The organism is Paenibacillus pasadenensis (assembly GCF_002864175.1).
Taxonomy (GTDB): Bacteria; Bacillota; Bacilli; order Paenibacillales; family Paenibacillaceae; genus Paenibacillus_O; species Paenibacillus_O pasadenensis.
On sequence record NZ_NFEZ01000001.1, the window covers coordinates 425766 to 450114 of the forward strand.

23 protein-coding genes and 3 pseudogenes are annotated in these 24349 nt (G+C 64.0%); 11 read left to right on the forward strand and 15 right to left on the reverse strand.

What is annotated here, in order from left to right:
• Positions 1–85 precede the first annotated feature (85 nt).
• On the forward strand, positions 86–853 hold the full coding sequence (locus tag B8V81_RS01905; RefSeq protein ID WP_028598865.1) for a sporulation protein: 768 nt from the start codon (positions 86–88) through the stop codon (positions 851–853).
• A 100-nt stretch (positions 854–953) separates the two neighbouring features.
• Here the strand turns inward: B8V81_RS01905 and dat are convergent, their stop codons facing one another.
• From dat to B8V81_RS01920, 3 genes are read right to left on the reverse strand one after another with little or no spacing between them, the layout of a single operon-like run.
• Complete coding sequence (gene dat, locus B8V81_RS01910; RefSeq protein ID WP_101807573.1) at positions 954–2510, reverse strand: D-amino-acid transaminase; 1557 nt, start codon at positions 2508–2510, stop codon at positions 954–956.
• A 33-nt stretch (positions 2511–2543) separates the two neighbouring features.
• On the reverse strand, positions 2544–3182 hold the full coding sequence (locus B8V81_RS01915) for a hypothetical protein (RefSeq protein ID WP_101807574.1): 639 nt from the start codon (positions 3180–3182) through the stop codon (positions 2544–2546).
• A complete protein-coding gene (locus B8V81_RS01920; protein WP_101807575.1) occupies positions 3179–3661 on the reverse strand; it encodes a hypothetical protein in 483 nt (160 codons plus the stop codon). The genes B8V81_RS01915 and B8V81_RS01920 overlap by 4 nt, the downstream gene beginning before the upstream one ends.
• Positions 3662–3831: 170 nt before the next feature.
• Between B8V81_RS01920 and B8V81_RS01925 the strand changes: the two are divergent.
• From B8V81_RS01925 to B8V81_RS25575, 5 genes and pseudogenes are all read left to right on the forward strand, one after another.
• Positions 3832–3978 (forward strand): annotated as a pseudogene (locus B8V81_RS01925) (tunicamycin resistance protein); the annotation flags it as partial.
• 169 nt (positions 3979–4147) lie between these two features.
• On the forward strand, positions 4148–4453 hold the full coding sequence (locus tag B8V81_RS01930) for a hypothetical protein (RefSeq protein WP_028598867.1): 306 nt from the start codon (positions 4148–4150) through the stop codon (positions 4451–4453).
• A 177-nt stretch (positions 4454–4630) separates the two neighbouring features.
• On the forward strand, positions 4631–4885 hold the full coding sequence (locus B8V81_RS01935; protein WP_028598868.1) for a hypothetical protein: 255 nt from the start codon (positions 4631–4633) through the stop codon (positions 4883–4885).
• A gap of 196 nt (positions 4886–5081) precedes the next feature.
• Positions 5082–6284: a ParM/StbA family protein gene (locus B8V81_RS01940; RefSeq protein ID WP_028598869.1), complete on the forward strand. Its 1203-nt coding sequence runs from the start codon at positions 5082–5084 to the stop codon at positions 6282–6284.
• A 49-nt stretch (positions 6285–6333) separates the two neighbouring features.
• Positions 6334–6831: a hypothetical protein gene (locus B8V81_RS25575; RefSeq protein ID WP_228551756.1), complete on the forward strand. Its 498-nt coding sequence runs from the start codon at positions 6334–6336 to the stop codon at positions 6829–6831.
• A gap of 116 nt (positions 6832–6947) precedes the next feature.
• On the opposite strand, the gene B8V81_RS01950 is transcribed toward B8V81_RS25575, so the two are convergent.
• The gene (locus B8V81_RS01950) at positions 6948–7862 is read right to left on the reverse strand and encodes a phosphotransferase (RefSeq protein ID WP_028598870.1); all 915 of its coding nucleotides are present in this window, start codon (positions 7860–7862) and stop codon (positions 6948–6950) included.
• 524 nt (positions 7863–8386) lie between these two features.
• Here B8V81_RS01950 and B8V81_RS01955 point away from each other — a divergent pair.
• The 3 genes from B8V81_RS01955 (at position 8387) to B8V81_RS01965 (ending at position 10417) form a co-directional block, all read left to right on the forward strand.
• Complete coding sequence (locus tag B8V81_RS01955; protein WP_028598871.1) at positions 8387–8824, forward strand: DUF1641 domain-containing protein; 438 nt, start codon at positions 8387–8389, stop codon at positions 8822–8824.
• A 54-nt stretch (positions 8825–8878) separates the two neighbouring features.
• On the forward strand, positions 8879–10057 hold the full coding sequence (locus tag B8V81_RS01960) for an NAD(P)/FAD-dependent oxidoreductase (protein WP_028598872.1): 1179 nt from the start codon (positions 8879–8881) through the stop codon (positions 10055–10057).
• Positions 10058–10243: 186 nt separating this feature from the next.
• Positions 10244–10417, forward strand: coding sequence for a CsbD family protein (locus B8V81_RS01965; RefSeq protein ID WP_084137222.1), 174 nt, complete (start codon positions 10244–10246; stop codon positions 10415–10417).
• A 221-nt stretch (positions 10418–10638) separates the two neighbouring features.
• On the opposite strand, the gene B8V81_RS01970 is transcribed toward B8V81_RS01965, so the two are convergent.
• The 5 genes and pseudogenes from B8V81_RS01970 to B8V81_RS01975 form a co-directional block, all read right to left on the reverse strand.
• The gene (locus tag B8V81_RS01970; RefSeq protein WP_028598873.1) at positions 10639–11202 is read right to left on the reverse strand and encodes a hypothetical protein; all 564 of its coding nucleotides are present in this window, start codon (positions 11200–11202) and stop codon (positions 10639–10641) included.
• 385 nt (positions 11203–11587) lie between these two features.
• A complete protein-coding gene (locus tag B8V81_RS25085) occupies positions 11588–11734 on the reverse strand; it encodes a hypothetical protein (protein ID WP_164820184.1) in 147 nt (48 codons plus the stop codon).
• Positions 11735–11864: 130 nt separating this feature from the next.
• Positions 11865–11960, reverse strand: a pseudogene (locus tag B8V81_RS26110) (YjcZ family sporulation protein); the annotation flags it as partial.
• A 285-nt stretch (positions 11961–12245) separates the two neighbouring features.
• Positions 12246–12365 carry a sporulation protein YjcZ gene (locus tag B8V81_RS25495; protein WP_194843469.1) on the reverse strand — a complete coding sequence of 40 codons (120 nt, stop codon included), beginning with the start codon at positions 12363–12365 and terminating at the stop codon, positions 12246–12248.
• Between the two features lie 330 nt (positions 12366–12695).
• Positions 12696–12827 (reverse strand): sporulation protein YjcZ, encoded by a 132-nt coding sequence (locus B8V81_RS01975; RefSeq protein ID WP_084137223.1) that lies wholly within the window; start codon positions 12825–12827, stop codon positions 12696–12698.
• 315 nt (positions 12828–13142) lie between these two features.
• Between B8V81_RS01975 and B8V81_RS01980 the strand changes: the two genes are divergently transcribed.
• Positions 13143–14213 (forward strand): Glu/Leu/Phe/Val dehydrogenase dimerization domain-containing protein, encoded by a 1071-nt coding sequence (locus B8V81_RS01980; RefSeq protein WP_028598874.1) that lies wholly within the window; start codon positions 13143–13145, stop codon positions 14211–14213.
• Positions 14214–14348: 135 nt separating this feature from the next.
• On the opposite strand, the pseudogene B8V81_RS01985 reads toward B8V81_RS01980, so the two are convergent.
• From B8V81_RS01985 to B8V81_RS01995, 3 genes and pseudogenes are all read right to left on the reverse strand, one after another.
• Positions 14349–15384, reverse strand: a pseudogene (locus B8V81_RS01985) (glycoside hydrolase family 18 protein).
• Positions 15381–16259 (reverse strand): sugar phosphate isomerase/epimerase family protein, encoded by an 879-nt coding sequence (locus B8V81_RS01990; RefSeq protein ID WP_028598876.1) that lies wholly within the window; start codon positions 16257–16259, stop codon positions 15381–15383. The pseudogene B8V81_RS01985 and the gene B8V81_RS01990 overlap by 4 nt, the downstream one beginning before the upstream one ends.
• Before the next feature lies 1 nt (position 16260).
• Positions 16261–17883: an alpha-L-fucosidase gene (locus tag B8V81_RS01995; protein WP_084137225.1), complete on the reverse strand. Its 1623-nt coding sequence runs from the start codon at positions 17881–17883 to the stop codon at positions 16261–16263.
• Positions 17884–18067: 184 nt separating this feature from the next.
• Between B8V81_RS01995 and B8V81_RS02000 the strand changes: the two genes are divergently transcribed.
• A complete protein-coding gene (locus B8V81_RS02000; protein ID WP_052333220.1) occupies positions 18068–20302 on the forward strand; it encodes an AraC family transcriptional regulator in 2235 nt (744 codons plus the stop codon).
• A gap of 395 nt (positions 20303–20697) precedes the next feature.
• Here B8V81_RS02000 and B8V81_RS02005 read toward each other — a convergent pair whose 3' ends face one another.
• From B8V81_RS02005 to B8V81_RS02015, 3 genes are read right to left on the reverse strand one after another with little or no spacing between them, the layout of a single operon-like run.
• Entirely contained in the window at positions 20698–22347 is a 1650-nt protein-coding gene (locus B8V81_RS02005) for an extracellular solute-binding protein (RefSeq protein ID WP_228551754.1), read from the reverse strand.
• A gap of 43 nt (positions 22348–22390) precedes the next feature.
• The gene (locus tag B8V81_RS02010) at positions 22391–23305 is read right to left on the reverse strand and encodes a carbohydrate ABC transporter permease (protein WP_028598879.1); all 915 of its coding nucleotides are present in this window, start codon (positions 23303–23305) and stop codon (positions 22391–22393) included.
• Between the two features lie 37 nt (positions 23306–23342).
• Positions 23343–24299 carry an ABC transporter permease gene (locus B8V81_RS02015; protein WP_028598880.1) on the reverse strand — a complete coding sequence of 319 codons (957 nt, stop codon included), beginning with the start codon at positions 24297–24299 and terminating at the stop codon, positions 23343–23345.
• Positions 24300–24349: the final 50 nt, after the last annotated feature.

Genomic DNA, 24349 nt, shown 5'->3' on the forward strand with positions numbered 1-24349 from the left:
CCAGCATCATTCCCCGGCCGGCAGTCCTGAAGCGGACCCGTGGGCGAGCGGAATGAGCAACTATCGGTCAGGGAGCGTGGGCGGCATGTCCTTCTTCAAAAACATGATGGCTTCGATGGGAATCGGAGCGGCCAAGGTCGAGACGGTGCTGGAGGTGCCGTACAGCGGCGTCCGTCCCGGAGACGAGATCTCCGGGCGGATCCTCGTCGAGGGCGGAGCGGTTCCGCAGCAGATCAACGGCATTGAGCTCGTGCTCATGACGAGCTATATCAAGGAAGTGAACGACAGCAAGGTCAGAGAGAACGTCGCGCTGGCCCGCCTGCCGCTGCGCGAGTCGTTCCAGATCGGCGCCGGCAGCCGCGAGGAATTCGACTTCCGCTGGGTGCTGCCGCAGCATACGCCGATCACGGCCGGCGGCACGCAGGTGTGGATCAAGACGTCGCTCGACATCGCGAGCGCCCTCGATGCGGCGGACAACGACTACATCAAGGTGCTGCCGCATCCGCTCGTCGCCAGCGTGCTGGAGGCCGTCGAGCGCCTTGGCTTCCGCACCCGCGAGGTGGAGTGCAAGCATGTCGGGCATTCGCGCTACGGAGTGCCGGTGCTGCAGGAATTCGAGTTCGTGCCGCGCACGCGCGAGTTCGGCCGGCTCGACGAGCTGGAGATGGTGTTCCTCCCGTCCCCGGGCTACGTAGACGTGATGATGGAGGTCGACCGCCGGGGCGGCGCCTTCTCCGAATGGCTCGGCACCGACGAGACGCGCGCTTCGTTCCGCCTGCACGAGGCGGATGTGCGGCGCGGCCCCGATGCGCTGGCGCGGGAGCTCGGCGCCCGCATCCGCAGCTATATGTAGCGACGGCAAAAAGCCTCCTTTCCGACCTTCGGCCGGAAAGGAGGCTTTTTTCATGCGATGCGGGCTCCGCTCAGGCGGACGCCCGCTCGCTCGCTCGCAATCAGCGCTGGCGCGTCAGCTCGGCGTAGCGCGCGTGGATCGCGCGCGCGACCGGCCCCGGCGAGCCGGAGCCGATCGGACCGCGCCCATGGACGCCGGCGATCGGTACGAGCTCAATGCCGCTGCTCGTCAGGAACGCCTCGTCGGCGGCCAGCAGCTCCTCCGGCCCGAACGCTTCCTCGATGAACGGGATGCCCTGCTCCTCGGCGATGCGGCGCACGGCGATGCGGGCGATGCCGCCGAGGATATGGTTGGTCGCCGGATGCGTGCGGATCGCGCCGTCCCGGACGAGATAGGCGTTGGAGCTCGAGCCCTCGGTCACGAAGCCGTCCCGCACGAGCACCGCCTCGAAGCAGCCCGCCTCCACGGCGGCCTGCTTGGCGAGGATATTCGGCAGCAGGTTGAGCGACTTGATGTGGCAGTTCAGCCAGCGCTCGTCCGGATGGAGCAGCACCTGCACGCCTTGCTCGCGGACGCCGGGGGCGAGCTCGCGCCACGGCTTGATCGTCATCGTCAGCGAGGACGGCACCGACGGAAAGGCGTGGTTGCGCGGCGCGACGCCCCGCGTCACCTGCAGGTAGATGTCGCCGCTGGCGAGGCCGCTGCGCGTGACGAGCTCGTCCATGATCGCGCGCAGCTCGTCGCGGTCCGGCGCGATGTCGATGCGGATCAGGTCGGCGCTGCGGTACAGCCGGTCGAGATGCTCCTCCAGCATGAACGGATGGCCCTCGTACACGCGGAAAAATTCATAGACGCCGTCGCCGAACTGATGGCCGCGCTCCTCGATCGGCAGCACCAGCTCCTCCAGCGACACGAAGCGTCCGTTGATATAGCCGAGACTTGTCATGCTTGCTTCCTCCTTCGGATGAATGCGTTCTTCCTGCGGCACGCCTATGGGCCCGGAGCCGTCCGCCAGCCGGACGAGCGGCCAGCGCTCCAGCCAGCCCTTGGCCGCCGCCCGCCGCGCGAACAGCGACGGATCGCGCTGCAGCGGGCTCGGGCGCAGCTTCATGGCGAACAGGTCGCTCAGCCCGTGCGGGGCGAGCGCCTCGACCTGATCGTCCGACGAGAGCCGCAGGGCGACGGCGGTGGCGGTCTCGGGCCAGCGGCTCATCGCGTCCGCCACGCCGGCGAACGGCTCGTCCCCGTTGATCGGGTGCATGCGCGCCTGGTTTTTGACCGACCAACGCAGGCCTGGCCTGGCCGCGGCGAGCGCCTGCTCCCACGGCTTTTCGGCAGCCTCGTCGGGGCAGGCGGGATCAAAGTAGACGACATCGGCGTCGTCCAGGGGCGTGCGCTCGGCGCGTCCGTGCAGACGGTCCCAGACGAGGTTGCGGACATAGCCGGCGGCGAGCCAGGCCCCGGGCGGACCGTGCTCGCGGACCTGCCGCAGATCGGCGAGCAGCTCCGGCTCCGAGGCCGCGAAGTCCAGCAGGCGGCGCAGCAGGGCGGCCTCGGCGTCGCGGCCGGGCGCGTTTCGTTCGGATTCACAGGCATCGGATCGGTTCGTCAGAGATCGGCCTCCTCCCGCATCGGAATCGTGATCAGCATTCAGCATACTGCGGACAGAGGGGCGTGCACAACCTCGCGCTCACGATTCGAAGCGGGCTTCGCGATTCGACTCGCTCACCTCGTAGAGCAGCTTGCCGTCCTTGTCGTACGCCTGCAGCTCCACCTGTCCTCGGTAAGGCGGCTCCCCGTCCTTCAGGGGCGTCACGTGAAAGGCTTGGTAGAATCCTTCGGCAAAAACGGGCTCCGAGCTGTTCCCGTCCGGCCAGGCGATGCGGATCGAAGCGATCCGTCCATCGCCGATCTGGCCCGCCAGCATATAGGTGCTTTTGCGGCGATCGTTGTTGATGCTCCAGAGCATATTGACGGCAATGTCCTCGTCCATCGGATGGGAGATGCCGATGGCGGAGCCGCTCCACAGCACGCCGAGGATGCGCTTCAGTTTTACCTGGTGAATCAAGCCGTGCTCGCGGTCGAGCAGCAGCGCCGCCTGCACGCGGTCCGGGCCGGCCAGGGAGGAGACCAGGGACGCCGGCGGGTACTCGAATCCGTAGAGCAGCCGATTGGCCGCGCCTTCCGGCGTGCGGGACCAGCCGCTCCAAAACGGCGAGAAGGAGAGCGCCGCGAGCAGCAGGATGACAATCCAGCGGATCAAATGGCCTTTCCAGAGGGGACGGGATGAGCGGGCTTCGGGCTGCGGGGACGAGAGGTCATGCGTCATGGGGAATCCTCCTTCGCCAGCGGAATGTGGAATGCGGCCGACTGGCCGTAGGACTCGGCGATGACGTCGACCGACTGGGCCGACTCCGGCAGGCCGCGGAAGACGAGTCCGCCCCGTTCAAGCCAGAACGAGCTCGTGGCGGCCCCGCTTGAGCGGGTGAGCACGGTGCCGTCGTCGGCTTTTACGAGAACATCTCGGGGCAGTCCGCTTCCATAGAAAAATTTCCAGGAGGTCAGATAGATCCTGATGTCCGAGCCGTTCACGGACGCCCCCTCGACGCGGAGCCTGGAGCCGTAGTAAGGCCGGTACGATGGGTCCGAGGCGGGGAAATAGCGGCCTTCGCGGTCAGCGGTCTTTTGGCCGAAGTCCTTGAAATAGGTCTCCGGCAACGGGATCAGCTGAGCGAGCAGGAAGAAGGAGAGCAGCAGGATCAAGATGGTTTCCAGAATCTTCAGACTGTAGAGCAGGCGGGATTTCAAGCGACGAGTCTCCTTTCCGAATCGCGATAGCGAATGATCCCTATCATACCAGCGCTGGGCATGAATGGAAACCGGATCGTTCCATCGCAACCTTCGCTCGATCCGGCTCGTCCTAAGGGCAGCATCGGCCCGCGCAAGAGCGGGCAAGCGGGAGAAGAGGAGGCGAGGGAATGGGCGCCATCATCTGGATCAACGGAGCGTTCGGCTCCGGCAAGACGCAGACCGCCTGGGAGCTGCATCGGCGGCTGCCGGGCTCGTTCGTGTTCGACCCGGAGAACGCCGGGTACTACATCCGCGAGAACCTGCCGGCGGAGCTGGAGGCTTCTTTTCCATGAGCGGGCTCTTCCCGAGCGGATGCCGGTCTTGGCTGCCAAGGGAACAACCGCCGCCGAGAGCGGTTGAACCAGGAAAGAAACGAAGCCGAATCGGCTTGCGGTTCGTACCCAGTTCCATGGAAACGAAACGAGGGAAAGAGGAGGAGAACCGATGAAGAAACGCGGACGCTGGATTTGGCTCGCCGTGACGCTGGCGCTGCTGGTCGCGATCGGAGGCTGCACCGCCTGGTATTTCAGCACGGAGAACGGCTCCAGGCAGCTGAAGACCTGGAAGTCGAACAATGCCGGAGGACTGGAGCGGACCGTCAAGGTGTACGACCAGAACGGAAATCTGCTACAGCAGTATGAGGGACGCATCGACATCCAGGACACGGAGTACGGCAACAAGGTGCTGTTCGACCTGAACGGCAAGCGCATCGTGATCTACAACGCCACCGTCATCGTCGAGGAAAAATAACCGGTCCCCGCCGCGCGCGGCCAGGTTTCCCCTTACTTCGACACGGGGGCTGGGTTACACTGGGTATGCCTGTACCGGCCTATGGTCCGGCTCCGTCCGCACCGGCGTCCGACAACAGCTGACCCGGCCCGACAGACGCCAGCCGACGCCAGCTTCGTTCGAAGAAGGAGGAAGCCGATGGAAACGCTTGCCGCCTCGCTGTTCTTTCTCATCTACGCGCTCGTCGCCGGAGTGCTGGTGTACCGGCTGCGCAAGGGCACGTTCCGCCGCCTGCGCAAGGAAAACGCCGGACTCGTCGCGCTCGTGCTGCTCCAGCTGCTTCTCCTGAACGGCACGGCCGCGCTCAAAACGGTGCTCGGAGCGGCGATGGCGGCGCTGTTCGCGGTCGGCTGGCTGCTGGCGGACAAGGCCCGGCAGCGCGGACAGCCGTGACGATTGCCCAGGAAATATTCCCCTGAACGGGGAACAAGCTGTGAACTTGCCGGACTACGGAAGGAAAACCGCTGCCCCTGTCGAATGATATTACCAGGCAATACCGCCTGGCCGCGAACAGGGCGCGCCCGCGCCCGGCCGGCCGTGGCCGGCCACAACCGCTCTCCCGAGCCGAGAGACGAGGAGGAACCGAAACATGAAGGTACATTTTCAGGTAGGCAACGACAACGGCAACAGCGAGCATGATCTGTTCGTCGACGGCAAGATGATCCGCCAGCCGAACGTATGCTGCCGGGTGGACAAGCTTCCGTGGAGCGACGAGCTGCCGCCGGAGAGCTTCATCCGCAACCTGCAGGACCAGCTGATCGTCACGATCGATTCCCCGGCGGCGCGCCCGGGCATGTACTATATCGGCAAGTTCGCCCTGATGAGCGGCGAGCTGCTGGAGAATCTGCAGATCGGCATCGACAACAAGGCCGACATGGATCTGCCCATCATCAACACGCTTGCGCAGGTCGCGGCGGTAGCCGTGCAGCGCGCCTACGACGAGGCCAAAGGCGTGCCGAGCGAGCCGATCGAGGTGACGGTCGACATGGCGACGGCGCTGCCGGTCACGCAGCATACCGACGAGAACGCGGCGAAGTTCGAAGCCAAGTTCACCGAGGGCACGCACCGAGTCACCGTCCACCTCAACAAGATGCGCGTGCCGGTAAGCATCGTCTTCGACTACGTCAAGGCGATTCCGGAAGCGACTCCGGTCGTATTCGCCCTGCAAAAGGACCGCGAGGGCGCTTGGCGCTCGGGCGACATTTTCGCTGAGTTCGTCGAAGCGTACGAGCTGGGGTCCAAGTTCAATGGCTCGTACTTCAAGGACAAGCGCGTGCTGCATACGGACATCGGCGACGGATCGACGGAATATCCGATCACCGAGGGCAACAAGTTCCTGCGCCAGTTCGTGCACGGCAGCCATCACGGCGCCGGCTACGCGATCGAGGAAGCGCTTGACGACTTCAACCGGCTCGTGCATCTGCCGGACAGCCCGCGCCAGTTTTTCAGCGACGTCATCAAAAACCCGCAGCATAAATACCATAGCCGCGCGATCCAGACGCTGCGCCGTCCGCTCGAGGGACAAGCCCGCCATATCGTGCAGAACCTCCGCAAGCAGCTGACCAAGGCGCGTAACGAGATCGACGTCATCTGCGTGTACGGCGGGGGCAGCGTGCTCATGAAGCCGATCCTGCAGCCGATGCTCCAGGAGCTGTGCGAGGAGCGCGAGATCAAGCTGCTCTACATTCCGGCCGAGCATGCGGTGACGATGAACGCCGAGGGCCTCGATGCCTTCGTGCGCGGCAAGATCTTCGAGGCGCTCAAGGCCAAGGGCCCGAAGCAGCCGGCCTGAGGCCGGCACAGAACGACAGCAGGCGAAGGCGCACAGGGGGTGAGGCCGGGTGAAGAAGATCAAGCAGCCCGGAGAGAATATCAGCCTGAAGACGAAGAAGAACGAGTCGCCCGAGGTGATGGACTGGATCAACGGCCAGTCGAACCTGATGGACTCGATCCGTTATCTGGTTGAAAATGAGATCCGCGCGAACGGCGTGCGGAATCTGCAATTGTTCATTCCGGCCGAGAGGGGCATCCTCGTGGCCGGAACGGCGGGCGGCGGCGCGGCCTATGCCGCCTCCGCAGGCTTGACGGCGCCGACGGAGCTTGCTGCCGCGGCCGGCGAAGCGTCGGCGGCCGCGGGCGAGGCGGCTGCGGCCGCTGAGGTTGAGATCGAGCAAAATCGCTACGCTGACGCTGAAGAAGAAGGCGAGGAAGGCGGCATCGCTGACGCCGCTAGTGCCGGCGGCATTGGCGAGGAAGGCGACGTCGCTGACGCCGCTAGTGCCGGCGTCGATCTTGAGGGAGACGATATCGACGATGACGATATCGACAGTTGGATGTAGCAGCCGCGCGGTTTTTGCGCATCCGGCTGTGCTCCGACCAGGAGCCGGCTTTGCCGGCTCGCCTATGGTTTTAGCGCATGGAACCGCTCGAGCGGTTCCATGCGCTTTTTTTACGCCTAATCCGACAAGGCCCGCATGATGTTGGATTTCGCCTCTGCCGCAATCGCTTCATTCCCGTCATCGACCGCTTGCATCAAGATCAGGATGGGGATGTATACCGCGATCAGCCGCGCCAGCAGCTTCGTTTCCTCGTCCGCTCCTCCGTACGTCTCGAAAAACGCGCCGCGAGCGCAAGGCGGCAAAAAGCTATAAGCAACGCTCAAATCGCAAGCCGGATGGCCTACGTTCAGATCGCCCCAATCAATGATGCCGGAAACGATCCCGTTCTCATTCACAAGCATATTTTTGAAATGAAGATCGCCATGCAGCAGCACATTCACCGACTCGACACGGTCCTTTTGCAGCCTGCCCATATACGCTTCGATCGCATCGGACTCCTCCGGCGACAAGTGTTCAACCACCTTCGATAGAAATCCCGTCATTTGCACTTTGCGCGACGCGATGTCCGTCAAGTTTCGATGATCTTGCCGAGCTCCGCCCTTCAGCGCCGCCTGCACGGGAAACTCATGCAATCTGCGCAAAAATTTCGCCAGCTTTTCTACCGATAAAGCCCGGCGTTCTTCCGTCAAGCCGATGGGGAAATCTCCTGGCACGTAGGCATAGCCAAGAAATGGCGCCGGGTATTCGTCACTTGCTTCGCCGTAAAACAACGGTTTCGGATAGGGGATGGTCATATAGGGCTCCAGCTTCGGCAGCAGCTTCCCTTCTATACGAATCGTGCCGATTGCAAATGTTCTTCTTGGAAACCGGAACACGTACTCATCCCCGATGAGAAAAACCGTATTGTCCCAGCCCCAGCCCAAACGCTTCACTTGCTTCGATGACAGCTGAGGAAATTGTCTGCCGATCAGCGTCCGCGCCTGCTCCTCGTCGATCTCCCACTCCGCATCCCATAAATTCGTTCCTCCCATGAATAGTCCGCCTCCTCGTTCCTTATGTTATTTAGATGTCTACATTCCCTAAAAGTTACGCATGACGGCCCGTTAGCTTAACAAGCGGCCCCGAGCCGTGTCCGCGCCGGCAACCGCCTCGCGCAAATCTGCCGCCCGCCGCGAAATGGCGCCATTTTTCCGGATGGCGTCTGCGGGGGCGCATAAAACGCTTGCGGCCTGTAAATTCTGTCGAGGGAATCCTCATTTTTCTTTTGCAGTTCCGTCGTTTAAGTTGTAAACTTACGTGTAGAAGTTCCGGGCCGTTTACGGGCCGACAACGCAAAGACCGGGAAAGCGACCGACCCTCGTCGTTCGCGGCCGGGTGCAGCAGGTCAGCGGGTACGGGCAAGATTTTGCGCCTTGTTTTGTGAAATTTGGTACAAAGCCGTCCCGGCCCGCGAGCCTGCCGATCCCGCAGCGAAGCGAATTGCCTCCCCGACCGGCCGTCCAGCGGCCGCATGGGGGCGGAACCGCATTTCCAGAGTAAAGGAGGAAGTATTTCCATGTCCGACAACCAAACCACTCCAGCGGTGGCGACGCAAGAGCCGGCCGCCGCGCAGCAGCGCGACATTCTTGACCAGCTCATGAAGCCGGAAGTGCAGCAGTCCCTTACGGTGCTCGTCGACAATCTTCCGAAGCTGGCCGAAATCGTGACCCTCATGACCAGCTCCTATGACGTGGCCAAGTCCCTCGCTACCGACAAGGTGCTGCTGAGCGACTTCGGCGGCGGCCTGGGCGAAATGGTCAAGCCGATCGTCGACAAGACGAAAACGGTCGCTCAAGCAGCGATCGAGGCAGGCGACCATGCGGCCAACGAGTCCAACACGGTCGGCCTGTTCGGCATGCTGCGCATGCTCAAGGATCCGAACGTGCAGCGCACGCTGCGCTTCACGCAGGCGTTCCTCGAAGCGCTCGGCGAAAAGGAAAAGCAGAAGAACTAGAACGAATCCCGTCCTCCCGCGCGGAGGCCGATAGAACGTGAACGGAGGATGAACATGGCCAAGCATATTCTTATCCTGGGCGGCGGCTACGGCGGACTTCTCGCTGCCACGACGGCGCGCAAGCATTTTACGCCGGAGCAAGCCCAGATTACGGTCGTCAACCGCATCAATGCGCATCAAATCATCACCGAGCTGCACCGTCTGGCCGTCGGCAACCTGTCCGAGGGCAACGTCGCGCTGCCGCTCGACAAGCTGCTGCGCGGCAAGGACATCGACCTGAAGATCGGCGAAGTGACCGAGATCAAGCCGGACGAGAAAACCGTCAAGCTCGGCACGGGCACGACGCTGTCGTATGACGCGCTCGTCATCGCCCTCGGCACCGAAACGGCCTTCTTCGGCATCCCGGGCCTGCAGGAGCACAGCTTCACTCTCAAGTCCGTCGCCGATGCCAACAAGCTGAAGGCGCATGTCGAGGCTTCCGTGGCGAAATACAAGCAGTCCGGCGACAAGGCCGACCTGACCTTTGTCGTCGGCGGCGGCGGCCTGACGGGCATCGAGCTCGTCGGCGAGTTCGCCGACATGCTGCCGGGCCTCGTGAAGCAGCACGGCATCAGCTACGATGACGTGTCCCTGTACTGCGTCGAAGCCGCTCCGACGATCCTCCCGGGCTTCCCGGCCGAGCTGGTCGAGCGCGCGACGACTTCTCTCGAGAAGCGCGGCGTCGTCTTCAAGACGGGCCTGCCGATCACCGAGATGAAAGGCAAGACCGTTTCCCTGAAGGACGGCAGCACGATCGAGTCGAGCACGGTCATCTGGACCGGCGGCGTGCAAGGCACCGCTGTCGTGGCGAACTCGGGCATCGAGGTCAACCGCGGCCGCGCGACGGTGACGGAAGGACTGCAGTCGACGTCCCACCCGGATGTCTTCATCGCCGGCGACAGCGCCGTCGTCATGGGTCCGGAAGGCCGTCCGTTCCCTCCGACGGCTCAGCTGGCCTGGCAGATGGGCGAGCTCATCGGCTACAACCTGCATGCCTACTTCAACGGCTATCCGCTCGATACGTTCCAGCCGGTATTTTCCGGTACGCTGGGCTCGCTCGGCCGCAAGGACGCGATCGGCACGATCGGCGGCAACCAGACTCGTTTGAAGGGCCTGCCGGCTACGCTGATGAAGGAAGCCTCCAACATCCGCTACCTGTCGCATATCAACGGCCTGTTCTCCCTGGCTTACTAAGCGATTCGGCAAGCAGCCGCGCGGCAAGGAATTCCGATTCCTTCCGCGCGGCTTTTTCGTTCTCAGAGCCTTGTCCGAGGCGGGCGCGGCTCTTTGCCGGGCTGCGATTCGTTTATCGCTTTCCCGTTCCGGGTAAGAAGAACCAGATGCCGCAAGGCCACCCTTACCGAAAAGGAGCGATCAGACATGGCAGATGGACTGAGCGATAAAGTAAAAGGCGCCGTCAACAAAGCAAAGGGCGAGGTCAAGGATCAATGGGGCAACGCGACGGACAATCCTCGCCTGCAGGCGGAAGGCAAGATCGACAAGGCGAAGGGCGAGGTGCAGGAGAAGATCGGCGAGCTGAAAGACCGTAGCTAGTAAGGCGCGTATCGCGCGCCGCCAGTAAGGCGCGTATCGCGCGCCGCCAGTAAGGCGCGGTCCGGCAGAGCGCCGCCAGTAAGGCGCGGTCCGGCAGAGCGCCGCCAGTAAGGCGCGGTCCGGCAGAGCGCCGCCAGTAAGGCGCGGTCCGGCGGAGCGCCGCCAGTAAGGCGCGGTCCGGCAGAGCGCCCGCCTGAACCGCCGCCGCTCGACTCGGCAAGTCATTCCCGATCCCACCCGATAAGCTTCCCTGCTGCGCAAGCAGCGCGGCGGAGCTTGTCTTTTTTGTTCCGCTGCAAGCGGAGCTGCGCTCGGCTTGCGGCGTCATGCCGCCGCCTGGCTGCCTGGCTGCTTGGCTGCTTGGCTGCCTGCTGTCGGCCTGAGCGGCGCCATTTGGAGCGGGCGAGCCGTTCGTTCGGGAGGAAGAGGCGATTTTCCGCCCTGCGTTTGAAATGAGGGTTTTGAAGCGGGATATTCCGCATTATTGTTTGGTGGACCTCTACAAATGTTCGGTTTATTAGCAACCTCTCCCTCTTTTTTGACTCTTTCTTGACCAAAAAAGCCCAATCGGACGGATTTATCCGTTCGATTTCGTCGTTCTTCGCTATTTTATGCGGATTTCCTTTGATAAGGGCCATTTTTCGCACGGCGCCCGAGCCTTCGGCGTCCGCTAATGCGGTGCCTGCCCGCTGCTCCTCGGCATGCTTCGTCGCATCGAGCACGGTTGAATCGCGCCGGCTGAACGTCTGAATTCGGCGGCTGGCCGCACCCGGCCGCTCGTCCAACCGCCAACCCGGATCGTGCGGACCTGTCCTTCCTTCGTTGAGAATTGCTGCGCCGCGTATTCTATTTCGCCTAACCGGTTCGCGCGCCGCTCCATGTTTAGCGCCATTCCATTCCGCTTGCTGTCGCTTTCCCTTCCGGCTGCTTGCCGCGCCTCGCAGCGAGCCGCAATCCAACCAAACCGAAATAAGCCTCCCCATTACGGCAAGTCGGCTTTATTGACGCATGTTTCTGATCATAAAATTGTACATATCAAACCCGTTTTATTCGTGGGAACGGAAGGGGTTTTAATTGGATAAGTTTAAAATGATCAAAAAAAGAACGCCCCTAGGGGCGTTCTTTTGGCTGAGTGCGATCGCTGCTGCGAAGAAGCGGGTTCGGAAAGATCTAGTACAGGAAAGCGCGGCTGATGATGACCAGCAGAATGAAGAGAACCAGAATGGCGCCCGTGCTGGAGTAGCCGAAACCGCCATAGCCGCAACCTGGGCCGACGCCTGCTCCTCCGACGGCTCCGCCGCCTACACCGTAAGACATGTGCAAATCCCCTTTCAAGTTGGATGGATTATTTCAAGTTGAATCGGTTTACGATTTCTCGATCGAGCCGGCAGGATGCCGCTCGCGGGAGTCCGCGATCCGCTCTTCGAGCGGGCTCCTTCTGTGCGAACTAGTAGAGGAACGCCCGGCTGATGATTACCAGCAGAATGAACAGAACGAGAATCGCTCCCGTGTTCGTCCAGAGACCGCCGTAACCGACTCCGCCACAGCCTGCTCCGACTCCACCTACACCGCCAACGCCGTATGACATTTGTCAAATCCCCTTTCGCTTGAGATAAGACATCATACGCATGGGACGGCCGGGATGTTTGGGCAGGGAGGGCATTCGCGCATAAATGGGCATAAGCCGAGATGGCCGGCTGCAAGGGCGGAAAAAGCACGGAGAGGCATGGGGGAGGGCGGCCGTTCGGCCGTCCTCTCTCATGGCTGTTCCGTTGTCTCCGCCGGGGGCTGCGCAGCAGCCGGCGGGACGGCTGGCGTTCGTTTCAACCTACACGAAGAAAACGCCGGAAATGACGACCAGCAAAATGAACAGGACGAGGATGATGCTGGTCGAGGAAGGACCGCGCGAAGCCGAGGCGACTCCGACGCCTTCGACAAACTCGGACATGGGGCAATTCTCCTTTTCTCGTAAGTTACCTCAGCATATGCGAGATTCGCCGGGACGTTCGGACAGGGCGGACAAATGTGCGGTTGCCGCCACGCTCTTGGTGGCGTGCGGTCCGGATCGCTGCCGCCGCTGCAAGAGCGGACGGCCCGCGTCACTGCCGCCGCTGCAAGAGCGGACGGCCCGCGTCACTGCCGCTGCTGCAAGAGCGGACGGCCCGCGGCGCTGCCGCCGCTGCGAGGCGGAAAGGAGCGCATGCAAAATCCCCCGCGGCGGCTGCCGCGGGGGAACTTCGCTTCAAGTTGGATCAAGCCGCGATTTTGTCAGGTAGTACTAGCAGAGAAATGCGCGGCTGATAATGACCAGCAGGATGAAGAGAACCAGAATGGCTCCGATGCTCGAGTAGCCCCAGCCGCCGACGCAGCCCGCGCCGACACCACCAACACCGCCAACTCCATAAGACATGGTGTCAATCCCCTTTCTTGTGGTATGCGACATCATACGAAGCGGGAGGGCAGGGCGATTGGGCCTTCGGTACAAATGTGCAGGAGCGCAATTCCAGCCATCGCCCATTCGGGTCAAGCCAGACCGGCATAGGAGCCTGGCCGAGGCGCCGAGGCCGCATCCCGGCGTTCCGGAAAAGCGGCGCCGCCGCCTGCTCGAGCGAGCTTCGGCGCCGTCGGGGAGCCGGCTTCCTAAAGCGTGGCGGACGCGGACCGCATATCGGGAGCGCCTCCCCGCATACACTGTAGTCCGCGAAGGACAAGGGGGGGACGGAGCATGGATATTTTCCGGGAAATAATTCAGGAGTCGCATGAGCAGGTCATGCTGTGCCACGATGCGCCAAGCGGGCTGAAGGCGATCGTCGTCCTGCACGATACGCGGTCCGGCCCGGCGCTCGGCGGCTGCCGGATGAAGCGCTACGGCTCCGAGGAGGAGGCGCTGCGGGATGCGATGAGGTTGGCGAAGGGCATGACCTATAAAAACGCAGCCTACCGGCTCCCGTACGGCGGAGGAAAGGCTGTCGTCTGGCAGGACGATGGAGATCCGTGGAAGGCGGGAGAGACGGACGAGGCCGCGCGCACGCGGCTTTTTCAAGCGCTCGGCACTCAGATCGAGCGTCTTGGCGGACGTTATGTCGCCGGCCTCGATCTCGGCACGACGATCCGCGACATGGATGCGATCCGGACGCGGACGAAGCATGTGACCGATACGACCGGCACGATCATGGCCACCGACGAATTCACGGCGGAAATGACCGCGTACGGCGTCTACCTGGCGATGCGCGCCGCAGTGAAGAGGGAGATGAACCTGCCGACGCTGCATGACCTGAAGGTGCTCGTGCAGGGGCTCGGCAAGGTCGGCCGCCGGTTATGCCGCTATTTGTACGAGGATGGCGCGCGGCTCCTCGTCTCCGATCTGAATCCAAAAGCCGAAGCGGAGGCGATCCGGCTTTTCGGGGCGAAAAGGGTCAGGACCGAGCACGTCGCCGGCACGGCCTGCGACATTTATGCGCCGTGCGCGGCAGGCGGCGTGCTGGACGACCGGACGATCCCCCGGCTGAAATGCCGGATGGTCGTCGGCGCGGCCAACAACCAGCTGCTGATGGAGCGGCACGGCGAGCTGCTGCACGAGCGCGGCATCCTGTATGCGCCGGACTTCATCGTAAATGCCGGAGGCATCATCATCACGGCCGGCGAGCTGCAGGGGCTCGGCAAGGCGCGGCTGAAGCGAAACGTGGAGGCCGTCGGGCAGACGCTGCTCGACGTGCTCGATCTGGCCGAAGAGCGCGGCATTCCGGCATCGGAGGCCGCCCTGCGGCTCGCGGAAGAGCGGCTCTCGGGCGGGTGACGGCAAGAAAAAAGCCTCCTCCACCGCAGAGTGCGAGTGGAGAGAGGCTTTTGGAGCTTCCGTTCCGGTAACGCCATGCAAAAAGGCTTCGCCCGGCCGGCGCCGGTCCCGTAAGGCTCGGCGTGCCACAGCGGCTCAGCCGCCGAGGCCGCGAGCCATCGCCGCGATCAGCCGTCCCGTCCGGTCGAGGCCGTACTCCCAGAACATGAGGCCGCCGAGACCGCGCTCGGCGATGTAGGCGCACTTGGCTGCGATGGACTGCTCGTCGTCATAGGAGATGAACGTCTGCCCGTCGAACAGGTACGGCGCCTGGGCATCCTCGTCCCAGTAGCGCTCGAAGCCGTTCTTTCCGATATACGCCTCGTCGAGCTCGGTGAAGTCGGGTCCGTATCCGCCTGTCGTGGCCGCCATCTGATGCAGGCCCTGCTGCCGGTCCGGCACCCCGCGCCAGAGACGGGAATAGAACGCCGCTCCGAGCACGAGCTTCTCTCGCGGCACGCCGGCGGCCTCGAACAGCCTGGCCGAAGCGTCGGCGCTGATGCGGAACAGGTCGCCCGGCGGCGTGAACAGGTTCGTGTGATGGCCGGTCAGCACCTGGAAGCCGCCGCGCATGTCGTAGGTCATGAGCTGGATGAAATCCAGCAAAGGATGGACCTCGCCCATGTCCGTGCCGTCCAGGTAGTATTGGTCCGCTCCGGCGGCGATCGTAAGCAGGTACGTCCGCCCGTCCGCCCGGCTCTTGGCGTCGAGCGCCTCGCGCAGCTCCCGCAGCAGCAGCGTGAACGTCCGCTTGTCGTCCCGATGGCCTGCGATGCCGGCGACGCTGTAGCTCGGGTAACTCCCAGTCGAGGTCGATGCCGTCCAGCGGCAGCTGCTCGAGCGCTTGCAGGGCGGAGGCGGCCATGCGGGCGCGGCCTTCGGCCGTGGAGGCGGCTTCGGAGAACCCTCCGGCGCTCCAGCCGCCGACGGAGAGCAGAAGCTTGAGCTGCGGGTAGGAGGAACGGATTCGGAGCAGCGCGTCGACGTGGCGCAGATGCGAAGTCTGGATCGCGTCCTCCCGCACATGGGCGAAGGCCAGGTTGAGATGCGTCAGCTGCGCCAGATCGCGGTCCGTCAGCAGCGGCAGATGATGGTCGTTCACATATCCCGCGCGGATATAGCTTCTTGTCATGCCCCGCACTCCTCCCACAGCCGCCGCATGTTGTCCATCGCGATGCGCGATGCCGCCCGGCATTCCTCCATGCCCTCGAACTCCACCGTAATGTAGCCGTCGTAGCCGGAAGCGCGGATGAGGCGGATCAGCTTGCGGATCGGCAGGTCGCCGTGGCCGACGATCGCGCCGCGCAGATACTTGCCGTGCGAGCTGCGGAACCAGACGCCGCCGCCGGGGTTCTCGTCCTCGGGACGGACGTAGAAGTCCTTGAAGTGCACGAAGGAGGCATAGGGCAGGTTGTTCATGACGCCGACGACCGGGTCCTCGTCGACGCACAGGAAGTTGCCGACATCGAGCGTCGTGCGGAAGTTCGGCCGGCCGACGGCTCGCAGGATGCGCTGCACCCGGTCGCTCGCCTGGGCGCTGAAGCCGTGGTTCTCGATCGTCGTCGTGATGCCGAGCGGAGCGGCATAGTCGGCGATGCGCCGGGAGCCCTCGACCATCTCCTCGAAGCGGTCGTCGAACCAGCCGATGCCCATCTGCTCCGCCGGAATCGTGAACGCGGTCACGTCATGCCGCATGTGGCGCACGCCGAGTCGGGCGCACAGGTCGACATGCCGCTGCACGCGCCGCACCTCCTCCTCGAACGCCTCCGGCGTCTCCTGCGCGAAGTTGGCCGGCAGGCAGTAGTTGGACAGCTCGATGCCGCGCGCCGCGGCCTTCTCCCGCACGGCGTCCGCCAGCTTTGGATCGTCCACGAGCGTGTACCCGTACGGCACCATTTCCATATGCTCGCCTCCGTTGTCCGCGATCCAGTCGATCGCGTCCAGCACGGTCATTTCTCCCGCCTTGATCGCGTTCAGCAGGCTGTACGTGCTCAGTCCCAGCTTCATCTCATTGGCCTCCTTCTTGGGCTCCGGTCAGTCGAAAAACGAGCGCGAGCGGATTCGGCTCCGAGCGCAGGCGCTCGGGCACCGTCAGCGTCCAGCCCGCGCCGCTGCGCTCCAGCGGCGCGGGAAGCGGATCGCCGGCAGGGCCGGCGAGAGCCTCGGCCGAGACGAAGCCGCTCGGCCCCAAGGCGTCGGCGGCCGGCCCAAAGCCGTCCCGCGCCGAGGCGTGCGCCCCGACCGGCGCTCGGTCCGTCGCGGACGAGCGGCCCGCAGCCGGGCCGCAGCCGATGCCGCCCGGCAGCTCCGGCAGCTCCAGTCGCTCCCCGACCGCCTCTCCCTCGGCATAAAGGCGGATCGCATAAACGAAGCCCTGCTTCGCGGTGAAGAACCAGCTGCCGTCCCCGTAAGGCGCGATCGGACGCGTGCCGTAGATCGCCTCGCCGTTCGAGCGAAGCCACGCGCCGAGCCCGTTCATGCGCTCGATCGCCGTGCGCGGCAGCCTGCCGTCGGGCTGCGGGGCGACGTTGAGCGCCAGGTTGCCGCCTTTGGCGACGATCTCGACGAGCAGATGCACGAGCTCGCGCACGCTTTTGTACTCGTCCTCGTAACGGAAGCTGAACGCCGTGCCCATCGTGATGCAGCTTTCCCAAGGAATGAACATCGGGCGCTCCGGCAGCGTCTGCTCCGGCGTCACGACGTTCTCGTACGGTCCGCCGATCGTGCGGTCCGCCGACAGCAGCCAAGGCTGCCGCAGCCGCGCCCGCTCGACGGCCTCGCCGAGCCGGATGTCCTGGCCGCTGCGCGGGCCGACCCAGCCGGCGTCCAGCCACAGCATGTCGATCCGGCCGTAATGCGTGAGCAGCTCGTCGAGCTGCTCATGCGTGTAGGAGACGAACTTTTCCCACAGCGAGGGATGCTCGGCCGGATCGTAGGACGGCCCGCGGCTCGTGCGCTCGCGCGGCATGTCGGGCGACCAGTAGTACGGCGTATGCCAGTCCGCCTTGGAGAAGTAGGCGCTGATCGCCAGCCCGCGGGCGCGGAAGGCGTCGAACAGCGCGCGGCAGACATCGGCGTAGGGATGCGTATGGAAGGGCGTGTCGCGGCCGGTGACGGAGTAGCCGGTCGTCTTGGTGTCCCACATGCAGAAGCCGTCGTGATGCTTGGTCGTGAAGTTCAAGTAGCGGAAGCCGTTGTCGGCGGCAAGCTCCGCCCACCGCTCCGGCTGGAAGCGGAGCGGGTTGAACGTGCGGTTCAGCCCCGCGACCTCGCGCTTGATGCGCGCCGGATCGTCGGTCCAATCGACGCTTTCGCGGGACCATTCGGCATCGACGTCGTCCAGCGCCCACGACTCGACGATGCCGAGCTGGGAGTAGGGCCCCCAGTGCATCATCAGGCCGAGCTTCTGGTCGCGGAACCATTCCAGCCGCTCGCGCAGCAGCGGTTCGTCCGGCCAGACATAGTCCTCCTCGCGGCTGTAGTTGTGGACGCCCTCCTGGACGTCTCCGTCCTCCAGGGCCTCAAGCGGGAGGCCGGCTGGAAGCGGCTCCGAGGGCTCGGATGCCGCGCCCGAGCGGGCGCTCGGATCGATTCCGAGGGTCAGGCTCGCTTCGGAAGGTCGGTCGTTCATAGGAATTCCTCCTTCGGTTCATTCGGATCGGCAGGACGGAAAGAGCGTTCAAATCGGCTTGCGGCTCTGTTATGATGAAACGGCAACCCTAGTTTGGTTCAGTTAGGCTGTTAGGTCAATTCAGGGCGAAAAGGGAGAGGCCGGCGAAAAAGGCAACCTGCATCCGGGAGGGCGGACCGTACTCATGAGCTACCTGAAATCGCGTTTGTTTCTGAACTATGCTTTGTCCTATCTGCTCATCCTGCTCGTGCCGCTGCTGCTGTTCGCGGGAGCCATCTCGCAGAGCGCGACGGGCAACCTGCAGCGCGAGGTGGAGCGGGCCCACTACAATCAGCTCGTGCAGGCTCGCCATACTGTGGACTCGAGGATGCGCGAGCTCTCGATGATCGCCACCCGCATCGCCTACGATACCCGGCTGACCAACTACCGGACCCATGACCCCTATTACGGCAGCGAGGCGATCCAGGCGCTGGACCAGTACATGGCGACGAGCGCCATGATCGGCGAGCTGTTCTTGTATTTCCATGGCGACGACCGGATCTTCTCGTCGAAAGGCATGTCCGGAATGGACGTCTTCCACGAGCGCTACGCCTTTCACAACTGGCCGTCCCGCACGGTGGAGACGGATCTCGACGAGGCGAAGTTCCCGGCCATGCGGCCGGCGGATCTCGTTCAGCGCACCGCCGGCCTCCAGCAGTCGATGCTCGCCTATATGGTGCCGATCACGCCCGGCAGCCCTAATCCGCATGCCACCGTGCTGTACCTCATCGAGGAGTCTCAGCTCGGCGGCCTGATCGCCTCGATCCTCGGCAGCTACCAAGGCTCGACCTTCGTATTCGACGACAAGGGCCAGGTGCTGACGGCGACGCGGCGGGGAGAGTCGCTCGGCCCGGACGACATCCGCCGCCTGTTCCGCCAGCCCGAAGGGACGCACAGCCTCGAGCTGAACGGCACGAAGCACTCCGTCGTCTCGGTCAAGTCGGAGCAGAACGGCTGGACCTATGTGACGGCGGTGCCGAGCAGCCAGTTCTTCTCGAGCGTCGTCGAGCTGCGCAACATTCTCGTGCTGCTGCTCGGCGCGGTCGCGGCGGGCGGGGCGGGCCTCGCGCTGATCATGGCGCGGCGCCACTACGGCCCGATCTCCGATCTGGCCGCCTATGCCAGCTCCAGCGCCCGGCAGCCCGGCGCGGCCAAGGCGGCGGACGAGCTGGGCCGGATCCGCAGCGTGCTGCAGTATTCGACCCGCATGGCGGATCTGCAGGAGCCGTATGCGCGCAATCATTTTCTCCTCATGCTGCTCAAACACGGCGGCTCCGGCAGCGTCGCGCCCGAGCTGCTGCAAGCGCTTCAGCTCGGATTCGACCGGGAGCGCTATGCGGTGCTCGTCGCCGGCTGGGAGGAGGAGCAGCCGGAGGCGGGCTCCGTCTACGGAAGGCTGCGCAGCCTCTCCATCCCGGAAGCGGATGCGGCCGTCTACGGCGTGGAGCTGCCGGAGCCGCGGCGCATGGCGTTCATCGTCGGCATGAAGGGGCCGGACGGAGAGCGGTCCGATCCGCTCGGCATTGTGCTGGGGAAGCTGCGGCCGCTGCTCGAGGACGCAGGCGCGATCCGGCCGACGATCGGCGCGGGCCGGCTGTACGAGGGGCCGGGGCCGCTCAGCCAGTCGTACATCGAGGCGCTGTCCGCGTTCGAGTCGGCCCAGGCCGCCGGAGCGGGGACGGCGCAGCGATTTGATCTCATTCCCGAGCTGCGGGAGGAGGCGAGCTGGCTGCCGGCCGGCCCGCTGCTCAAGCTGGCGCAGGCGCTCAAGCAAGGCAGCTACGAGGTGGCCGCGGCGACGATTGCCGAATGCGTGGCCGCCATCCGCGCCAGCGTCGCCTCCGCTCCGCTGCTGCGGGCGATGGGCTACGAGGTGCAGGGCACGATGCTGCGCTCTGCGCCCGAGCTCGGCCCGCTGGCTCGCCAGCTGCCTCCGCCGTCGGCTTTCCGCTCGCCGGACGCGCTGGAGCAGGCGCTGCTCGGCCTCGCCGCGCAGATCTGCTCGCAGGCGGAATCCCGCTCGCTCACGGAGGAGCGCTCGCTGATGGACCGCGCCGTGCAGCACATCCATGAGCGCTATGCCGACCATTCGCTCAGCCTCGAGTCGGTCGCCGACGAGCACGGCATCTCGCCGTCGCACTTCAGCCGCTCCTTCAAGGAGAAGACGGGCCTCAACTTCACCGCCTACGTCTGGCAGCTGCGGATCGACGAGGTCAAGCGCCAGCTCGACGCTACGGCCGATCCGCTCAAGGACATCATCCAGCGGGTCGGGTACCTCGATACGCCGAACTTCATCCGCAAGTTCAAGAAGGAGACCGGCATGACGCCGGGCCAATACCGCAAGCGCGGCGAGCCGGGAGGCGGCGCCGGCGCGGAGTAGCCCGCTCGGGCGAGCGCGTCGGCGGGCTGGCGGAACAAGGGAAGAAGTTCCCTTGTCGGAGCGCCTTGCGAGTGGGCGGCCATGGAGCCCGGCAAAAACAAGCAAGCCCGGACGAACGAAGCAGGAGCAGCCGCTGCTTGGTCCCTCCGGGCTTGTTTGCGTCCCGAGTCGCTTTTCTAACGAAACAGAGCGGCGCTATTTTGCTGAAAATCGCCGTTCGGATTTTTTAACGAAACCCACAAACGTTATTCCGTTGATAAAGCGGGTTTTTCAGCGACTTATCGCCCCATAACGCGGGTCAGTTTCGTTAGCTTTTGCATTCGCCCGATTCGGAGCGAATAGCGTCTTGTCGCCGCGCCCGCGCCTAGCGGAACGCCGCGCCCGCGCCTCGCGCCTTACTTCGAGCCGTTCCAGCGGTCGTAAGCCGCCTGGTAGATCTCGACGATGCGGTCGCTGCCCATCTTCTTCAGCTGGGCGGCGTACTTGTCCCAGCCGGAGAGCGGCTCCTGGCCGGTGATGAACTTCGCTTCCATCTGCTCGACGTACGGGTTCATGTCGGACAGCATCGCCGTCACCTCGGACTGCTCCTCTGGCGTCAGGAACACGTTCGGGAACGGAATCTTGCCGATCGGCACGAGCTTCTTCTCGTTCTCCTCGGCGATGAAGGCGTCGAAGTCCGACTGCAGCCCCTTGTTGTTCTCCGGCAGGTTGACGCCCGGAGGCAGGATGCCGTAGTTCGGCGTCAGCGTGCCCTTGTAATCGTCGCGGCTGCCGCCGCCCGGCACTTCCAGCGGCTCCTTCGTGAGCGTCGCCTTGTCGCTGTATTTCCACAGCACGTTCTCCGGGCCCTGGCTGAACAGCAGCGAGCCCTCGTAGCCGTACTGGTAGTCGGCCCAGCGCATCGTCGCCTCGGGGTTCGGGTTGGTCTTGGAAATCGCGAACACGCCGTTGGCCGACTGGCCCGGATGCTTGCCGTACACCGGCGTGCCGGCGATCTCGCTCTGCAGCGGCTGCATCATCGGATGCTCGCGGCTCGGCTCGCCGCCCATCGTGAAGTACGGATAGTAGTCGTTGAATACGGCGACCTGGTTGTTCTTGCCCTTGGCCTTCTTCTGCTCGTCGGTCTGCGAGAACGTCTCGTGGTCGAGCAGCTCCTCGCTCCACAGCTTGTTCATGAACGTCAGGTAGCCTTTGTAGCCTTCCTCCTGCGGAGAGTAGTGGACCTTGCCGTCCTTGTCGGCGTAGATGACTTCGTCGTACATGCCCCAGAAGCCGAAGAAGAACATGCGCAGGTCGTCGAGCTTCGTGCTCGTCAGCGGGATCTCGTCCGCCTTGCCGTTGCCGTTCGCGTCCTCCGCCTTCACGCGCTTGAGGTAGGCGTAGAATTCGTCGGTCGTCTTCGGCAGCTCCGAGACGCCGAGCTTCTTCAGGAAGGAGCCGTTGTACCACATCGGGCTCCGGTACCAGACGGCCGTCAGATCGACGTTCGGCAGCGCGTAGATGTGGCCGTCCGGGGTCGTGATGTTTTTGCGGATCTGAGGGTTCTCATCGAGGATCTTTTTCAGATTGGGCGCGTAGCCGCCGTCGATCAGTCCTTCGAGCGGGATGAGCACGCCCTGCGAGCCGTACGTCACCTGCTCCGCCGGCTTGAGGTCGGCCGCGTAGAAGATGTCCGGGTAGCTGCCGCTCGCGAAGACGAGGTTCTTCTTCGTCTCGAAGCTGTCCTGCGGCGCGTTCTGGAACGTCAGCTTGATGTTCGTCAGCTTCTCCATTTCCTTCAGCACCGCCATGTCCTCCCACTTGGCGTGGCCGACGTCCGGCGCCATCAGCGACAGCGTGATCGGCTCCTGCACGATCGGCATGCCTTCCTTGGCGACGGCCGAATCGGCCGCGCCGGCGTTGCCGGCGGAGCCGCCTTGGCCGGCCGAGCCGTTGTCCGCGCCGGAGTTCGTGCCGGAGCAGGCGGCCAGGGAGCCCGCCAGCAGGCTCATGCCGATGGCGGTCGTCAGCAGCTTGCTGAGGTTGGTGCGAGGTTTGGTCCACATCGTCGTATTCCCCCTTGAATGTAGTATAACGCTTTCTTGCGGCTCAGCCTTTGACCGAGCCGATCATGACCCCTTGCACGAAATAGCGCTGCAGGAACGGATAGATGACGATGATCGGCAGCGTGGCGACGATGATGACCGCATACTTGACGAGCGCGGCGATCTCGGCCTTGTTGTTGAGCGCCGAGGCGGTAGAGGCGTCGATCATGCCTCCGCCCGTCTGGGCGGACATCTCCTGCAGCACGAGGATCTGGCGCAGGATGATCTGCAGCGGGTACTTCGTCTCATCGTTGAGGTAGATGAGCGCCGAGAAGTAGCTGTTCCACTGGCCGACGCCGTAGAACAGCGCCATGACGGCGACGATCGGCATCGACAGCGGCAGCACGACGGTGAGGAACAGGCGGGTCGTCGAGGCGCCGTCGATCTGGGCCGCCTCCTCGAGCTCCCTCGGGATGGTGGACATGAAGAACGTGCGGGTGACGATGATGTTGTAGATCGAGGCGGCGCCGGGCAGGATGATCGCCCAGATCGTGTCGATCATGCCCAGATCCTTCACGAGCAGGTAGGAGGGGACGAGGCCGCCTCCGAAAAACATCGTGACCATGAACATCGCCATGAAGAAGTTCCGGCCGACGAAGTCGCGGCGCGCCAGGGCGTAGGCCGCCGGCAGCGTCACCGCGAGGCTGACGAGCGTGCCCGTGACGGTATAGAGGATCGTGTTGGCATAGCCGCTCCAGATCCGGTTGTCCTGGAACACGCGCTCGTAGCCCTCGAAGGTAATGCCCTTCGGGAAAAGCCACATCTCGCCCGAGCCGACCGCCTGCGGACTGCTGATCGAGGCGCTCAGCATGTAGAGGACCGGATAGGCGACGATGACGAGCGCGATCAGCAGGTACAGGTAGTTGGCGACGAGGAAGACGCGGTCTCCGCGCGATTCCTTGATCGCTTGGCTGGTCATGGACGGCAGGCCTCCTTTCGGCGGAATCGGATTCGCGTCACCACAGGCTGTTCTCGCTCGTGCGGCGGACGATCTGGTTGATGGCGACGAGCAGGATGCAGTTGATGACGGAGTTGAACAGGCCGACGGCGGTCGAGAAGCTGTACTGGGCATCGACGAGGCCCGCCTTGTACACGAACGTCGCGATGATGTTCGACGCTTCCATGTTGAGCGGATTCTGCAGCAGCAGAATCTTCTCGAAGCCGACGCTGAGCAGGCTGCCGATGTTCAGGATGAGCAGGATCGTCATCGTCGGCACGAGCGTCGGGATGTTGATGTGCCGCAGCCGCTGGAAGCGGCTCGCGCCGTCGATAATCGCGGCCTCGTGCAGGCCGGGATCGACTCCCGACAGGGCGGCGAGGTAGATGATCGTGCCCCAGCCCGCTCCTTGCCAGACGCCGGAGAGGACGTACATCGTCTTGAACCAGCGCGGATCGGTCAGGAAGTCGGGCGGATCGAGCCCGATCCACTCGAGCATGTGGGTGATGATGCCGGTCGACGGCGACAGGAAGGTGATGATCATGCCGGCCATGACGACGACGGAGATGAAGTGCGGCGCGTAGGTGACGGTCTGCACGGTCTTTTTGAACCAGCCGTTCTTCACCTCGTTGAACGCGAGCGCCAGGATGATCGGAATCGGGAAGCCGACGGCCAGCTCGTACAGGCTGATGCTCAGTGTGTTCCAGATCAGGTCCCAGAAATAATAGGAGTTGAAGAAGCGGGTGAAGTGGTCGAATCCGACCCACGGACTGCCGGCGAAGCCAAGCGTCGGCACGTAGTTCTTGAACGCGATCTGGATGCCGTACATCGGCCCGTAGGCGAAGATCAGGAAATAGAAGAAAGCCGGGGCGATGAACGCGTACAGCTCCCAGTTGCGCAAAATCCGCCTCCAGCCCCGGCGCTTTTGCGGCTGGGCCTGCGTCTGCAGGCCGGCGGCGGCGTTCGTCGTTCCCATCGTTGAACCTCCCTTCGAGTCTAGTTTAAGTGAGGAAAGATGACGCCACA

Bases quoted from the DNA above. Each gene is read 5' to 3' on its own strand.
- B8V81_RS01905 (WP_028598865.1), top strand. From the start codon at position 86: ATGTCCTTCTTCAAAAACATGATGGCTTCGATGGGAATCGGAGCGGCC.
- dat (WP_101807573.1), bottom strand. From the start codon at position 2,510: ATGCTGAATGCTGATCACGATTCCGATGCGGGAGGAGGCCGATCTCTG.
- B8V81_RS01915 (WP_101807574.1), bottom strand. From the start codon at position 3,182: ATGACGCATGACCTCTCGTCCCCGCAGCCCGAAGCCCGCTCATCCCGT.
- B8V81_RS01930 (WP_028598867.1), top strand. From the start codon at position 4,148: ATGAAGAAACGCGGACGCTGGATTTGGCTCGCCGTGACGCTGGCGCTG.
- B8V81_RS01935 (WP_028598868.1), top strand. From the start codon at position 4,631: ATGGAAACGCTTGCCGCCTCGCTGTTCTTTCTCATCTACGCGCTCGTC.
- B8V81_RS01940 (WP_028598869.1), top strand. From the start codon at position 5,082: ATGAAGGTACATTTTCAGGTAGGCAACGACAACGGCAACAGCGAGCAT.
- B8V81_RS01950 (WP_028598870.1), bottom strand. From the start codon at position 7,862: ATGGGAGGAACGAATTTATGGGATGCGGAGTGGGAGATCGACGAGGAG.
- B8V81_RS01955 (WP_028598871.1), top strand. From the start codon at position 8,387: ATGTCCGACAACCAAACCACTCCAGCGGTGGCGACGCAAGAGCCGGCC.
- B8V81_RS01960 (WP_028598872.1), top strand. From the start codon at position 8,879: ATGGCCAAGCATATTCTTATCCTGGGCGGCGGCTACGGCGGACTTCTC.
- B8V81_RS01965 (WP_084137222.1), top strand. From the start codon at position 10,244: ATGGCAGATGGACTGAGCGATAAAGTAAAAGGCGCCGTCAACAAAGCA.
- B8V81_RS25085 (WP_164820184.1), bottom strand. From the start codon at position 11,734: ATGTCTTACGGTGTAGGCGGCGGAGCCGTCGGAGGAGCAGGCGTCGGC.
- B8V81_RS25495 (WP_194843469.1), bottom strand. From the start codon at position 12,365: ATGTCCGAGTTTGTCGAAGGCGTCGGAGTCGCCTCGGCTTCGCGCGGT.
- B8V81_RS01975 (WP_084137223.1), bottom strand. From the start codon at position 12,827: ATGTCTTATGGAGTTGGCGGTGTTGGTGGTGTCGGCGCGGGCTGCGTC.
- B8V81_RS01980 (WP_028598874.1), top strand. From the start codon at position 13,143: ATGGATATTTTCCGGGAAATAATTCAGGAGTCGCATGAGCAGGTCATG.
- B8V81_RS01990 (WP_028598876.1), bottom strand. From the start codon at position 16,259: ATGAAGCTGGGACTGAGCACGTACAGCCTGCTGAACGCGATCAAGGCG.
- B8V81_RS01995 (WP_084137225.1), bottom strand. From the start codon at position 17,883: ATGAACGACCGACCTTCCGAAGCGAGCCTGACCCTCGGAATCGATCCG.
- B8V81_RS02000 (WP_052333220.1), top strand. From the start codon at position 18,068: ATGAGCTACCTGAAATCGCGTTTGTTTCTGAACTATGCTTTGTCCTAT.
- B8V81_RS02005 (WP_228551754.1), bottom strand. From the start codon at position 22,347: ATGTGGACCAAACCTCGCACCAACCTCAGCAAGCTGCTGACGACCGCC.
- B8V81_RS02010 (WP_028598879.1), bottom strand. From the start codon at position 23,305: ATGACCAGCCAAGCGATCAAGGAATCGCGCGGAGACCGCGTCTTCCTC.
- B8V81_RS02015 (WP_028598880.1), bottom strand. From the start codon at position 24,299: ATGGGAACGACGAACGCCGCCGCCGGCCTGCAGACGCAGGCCCAGCCG.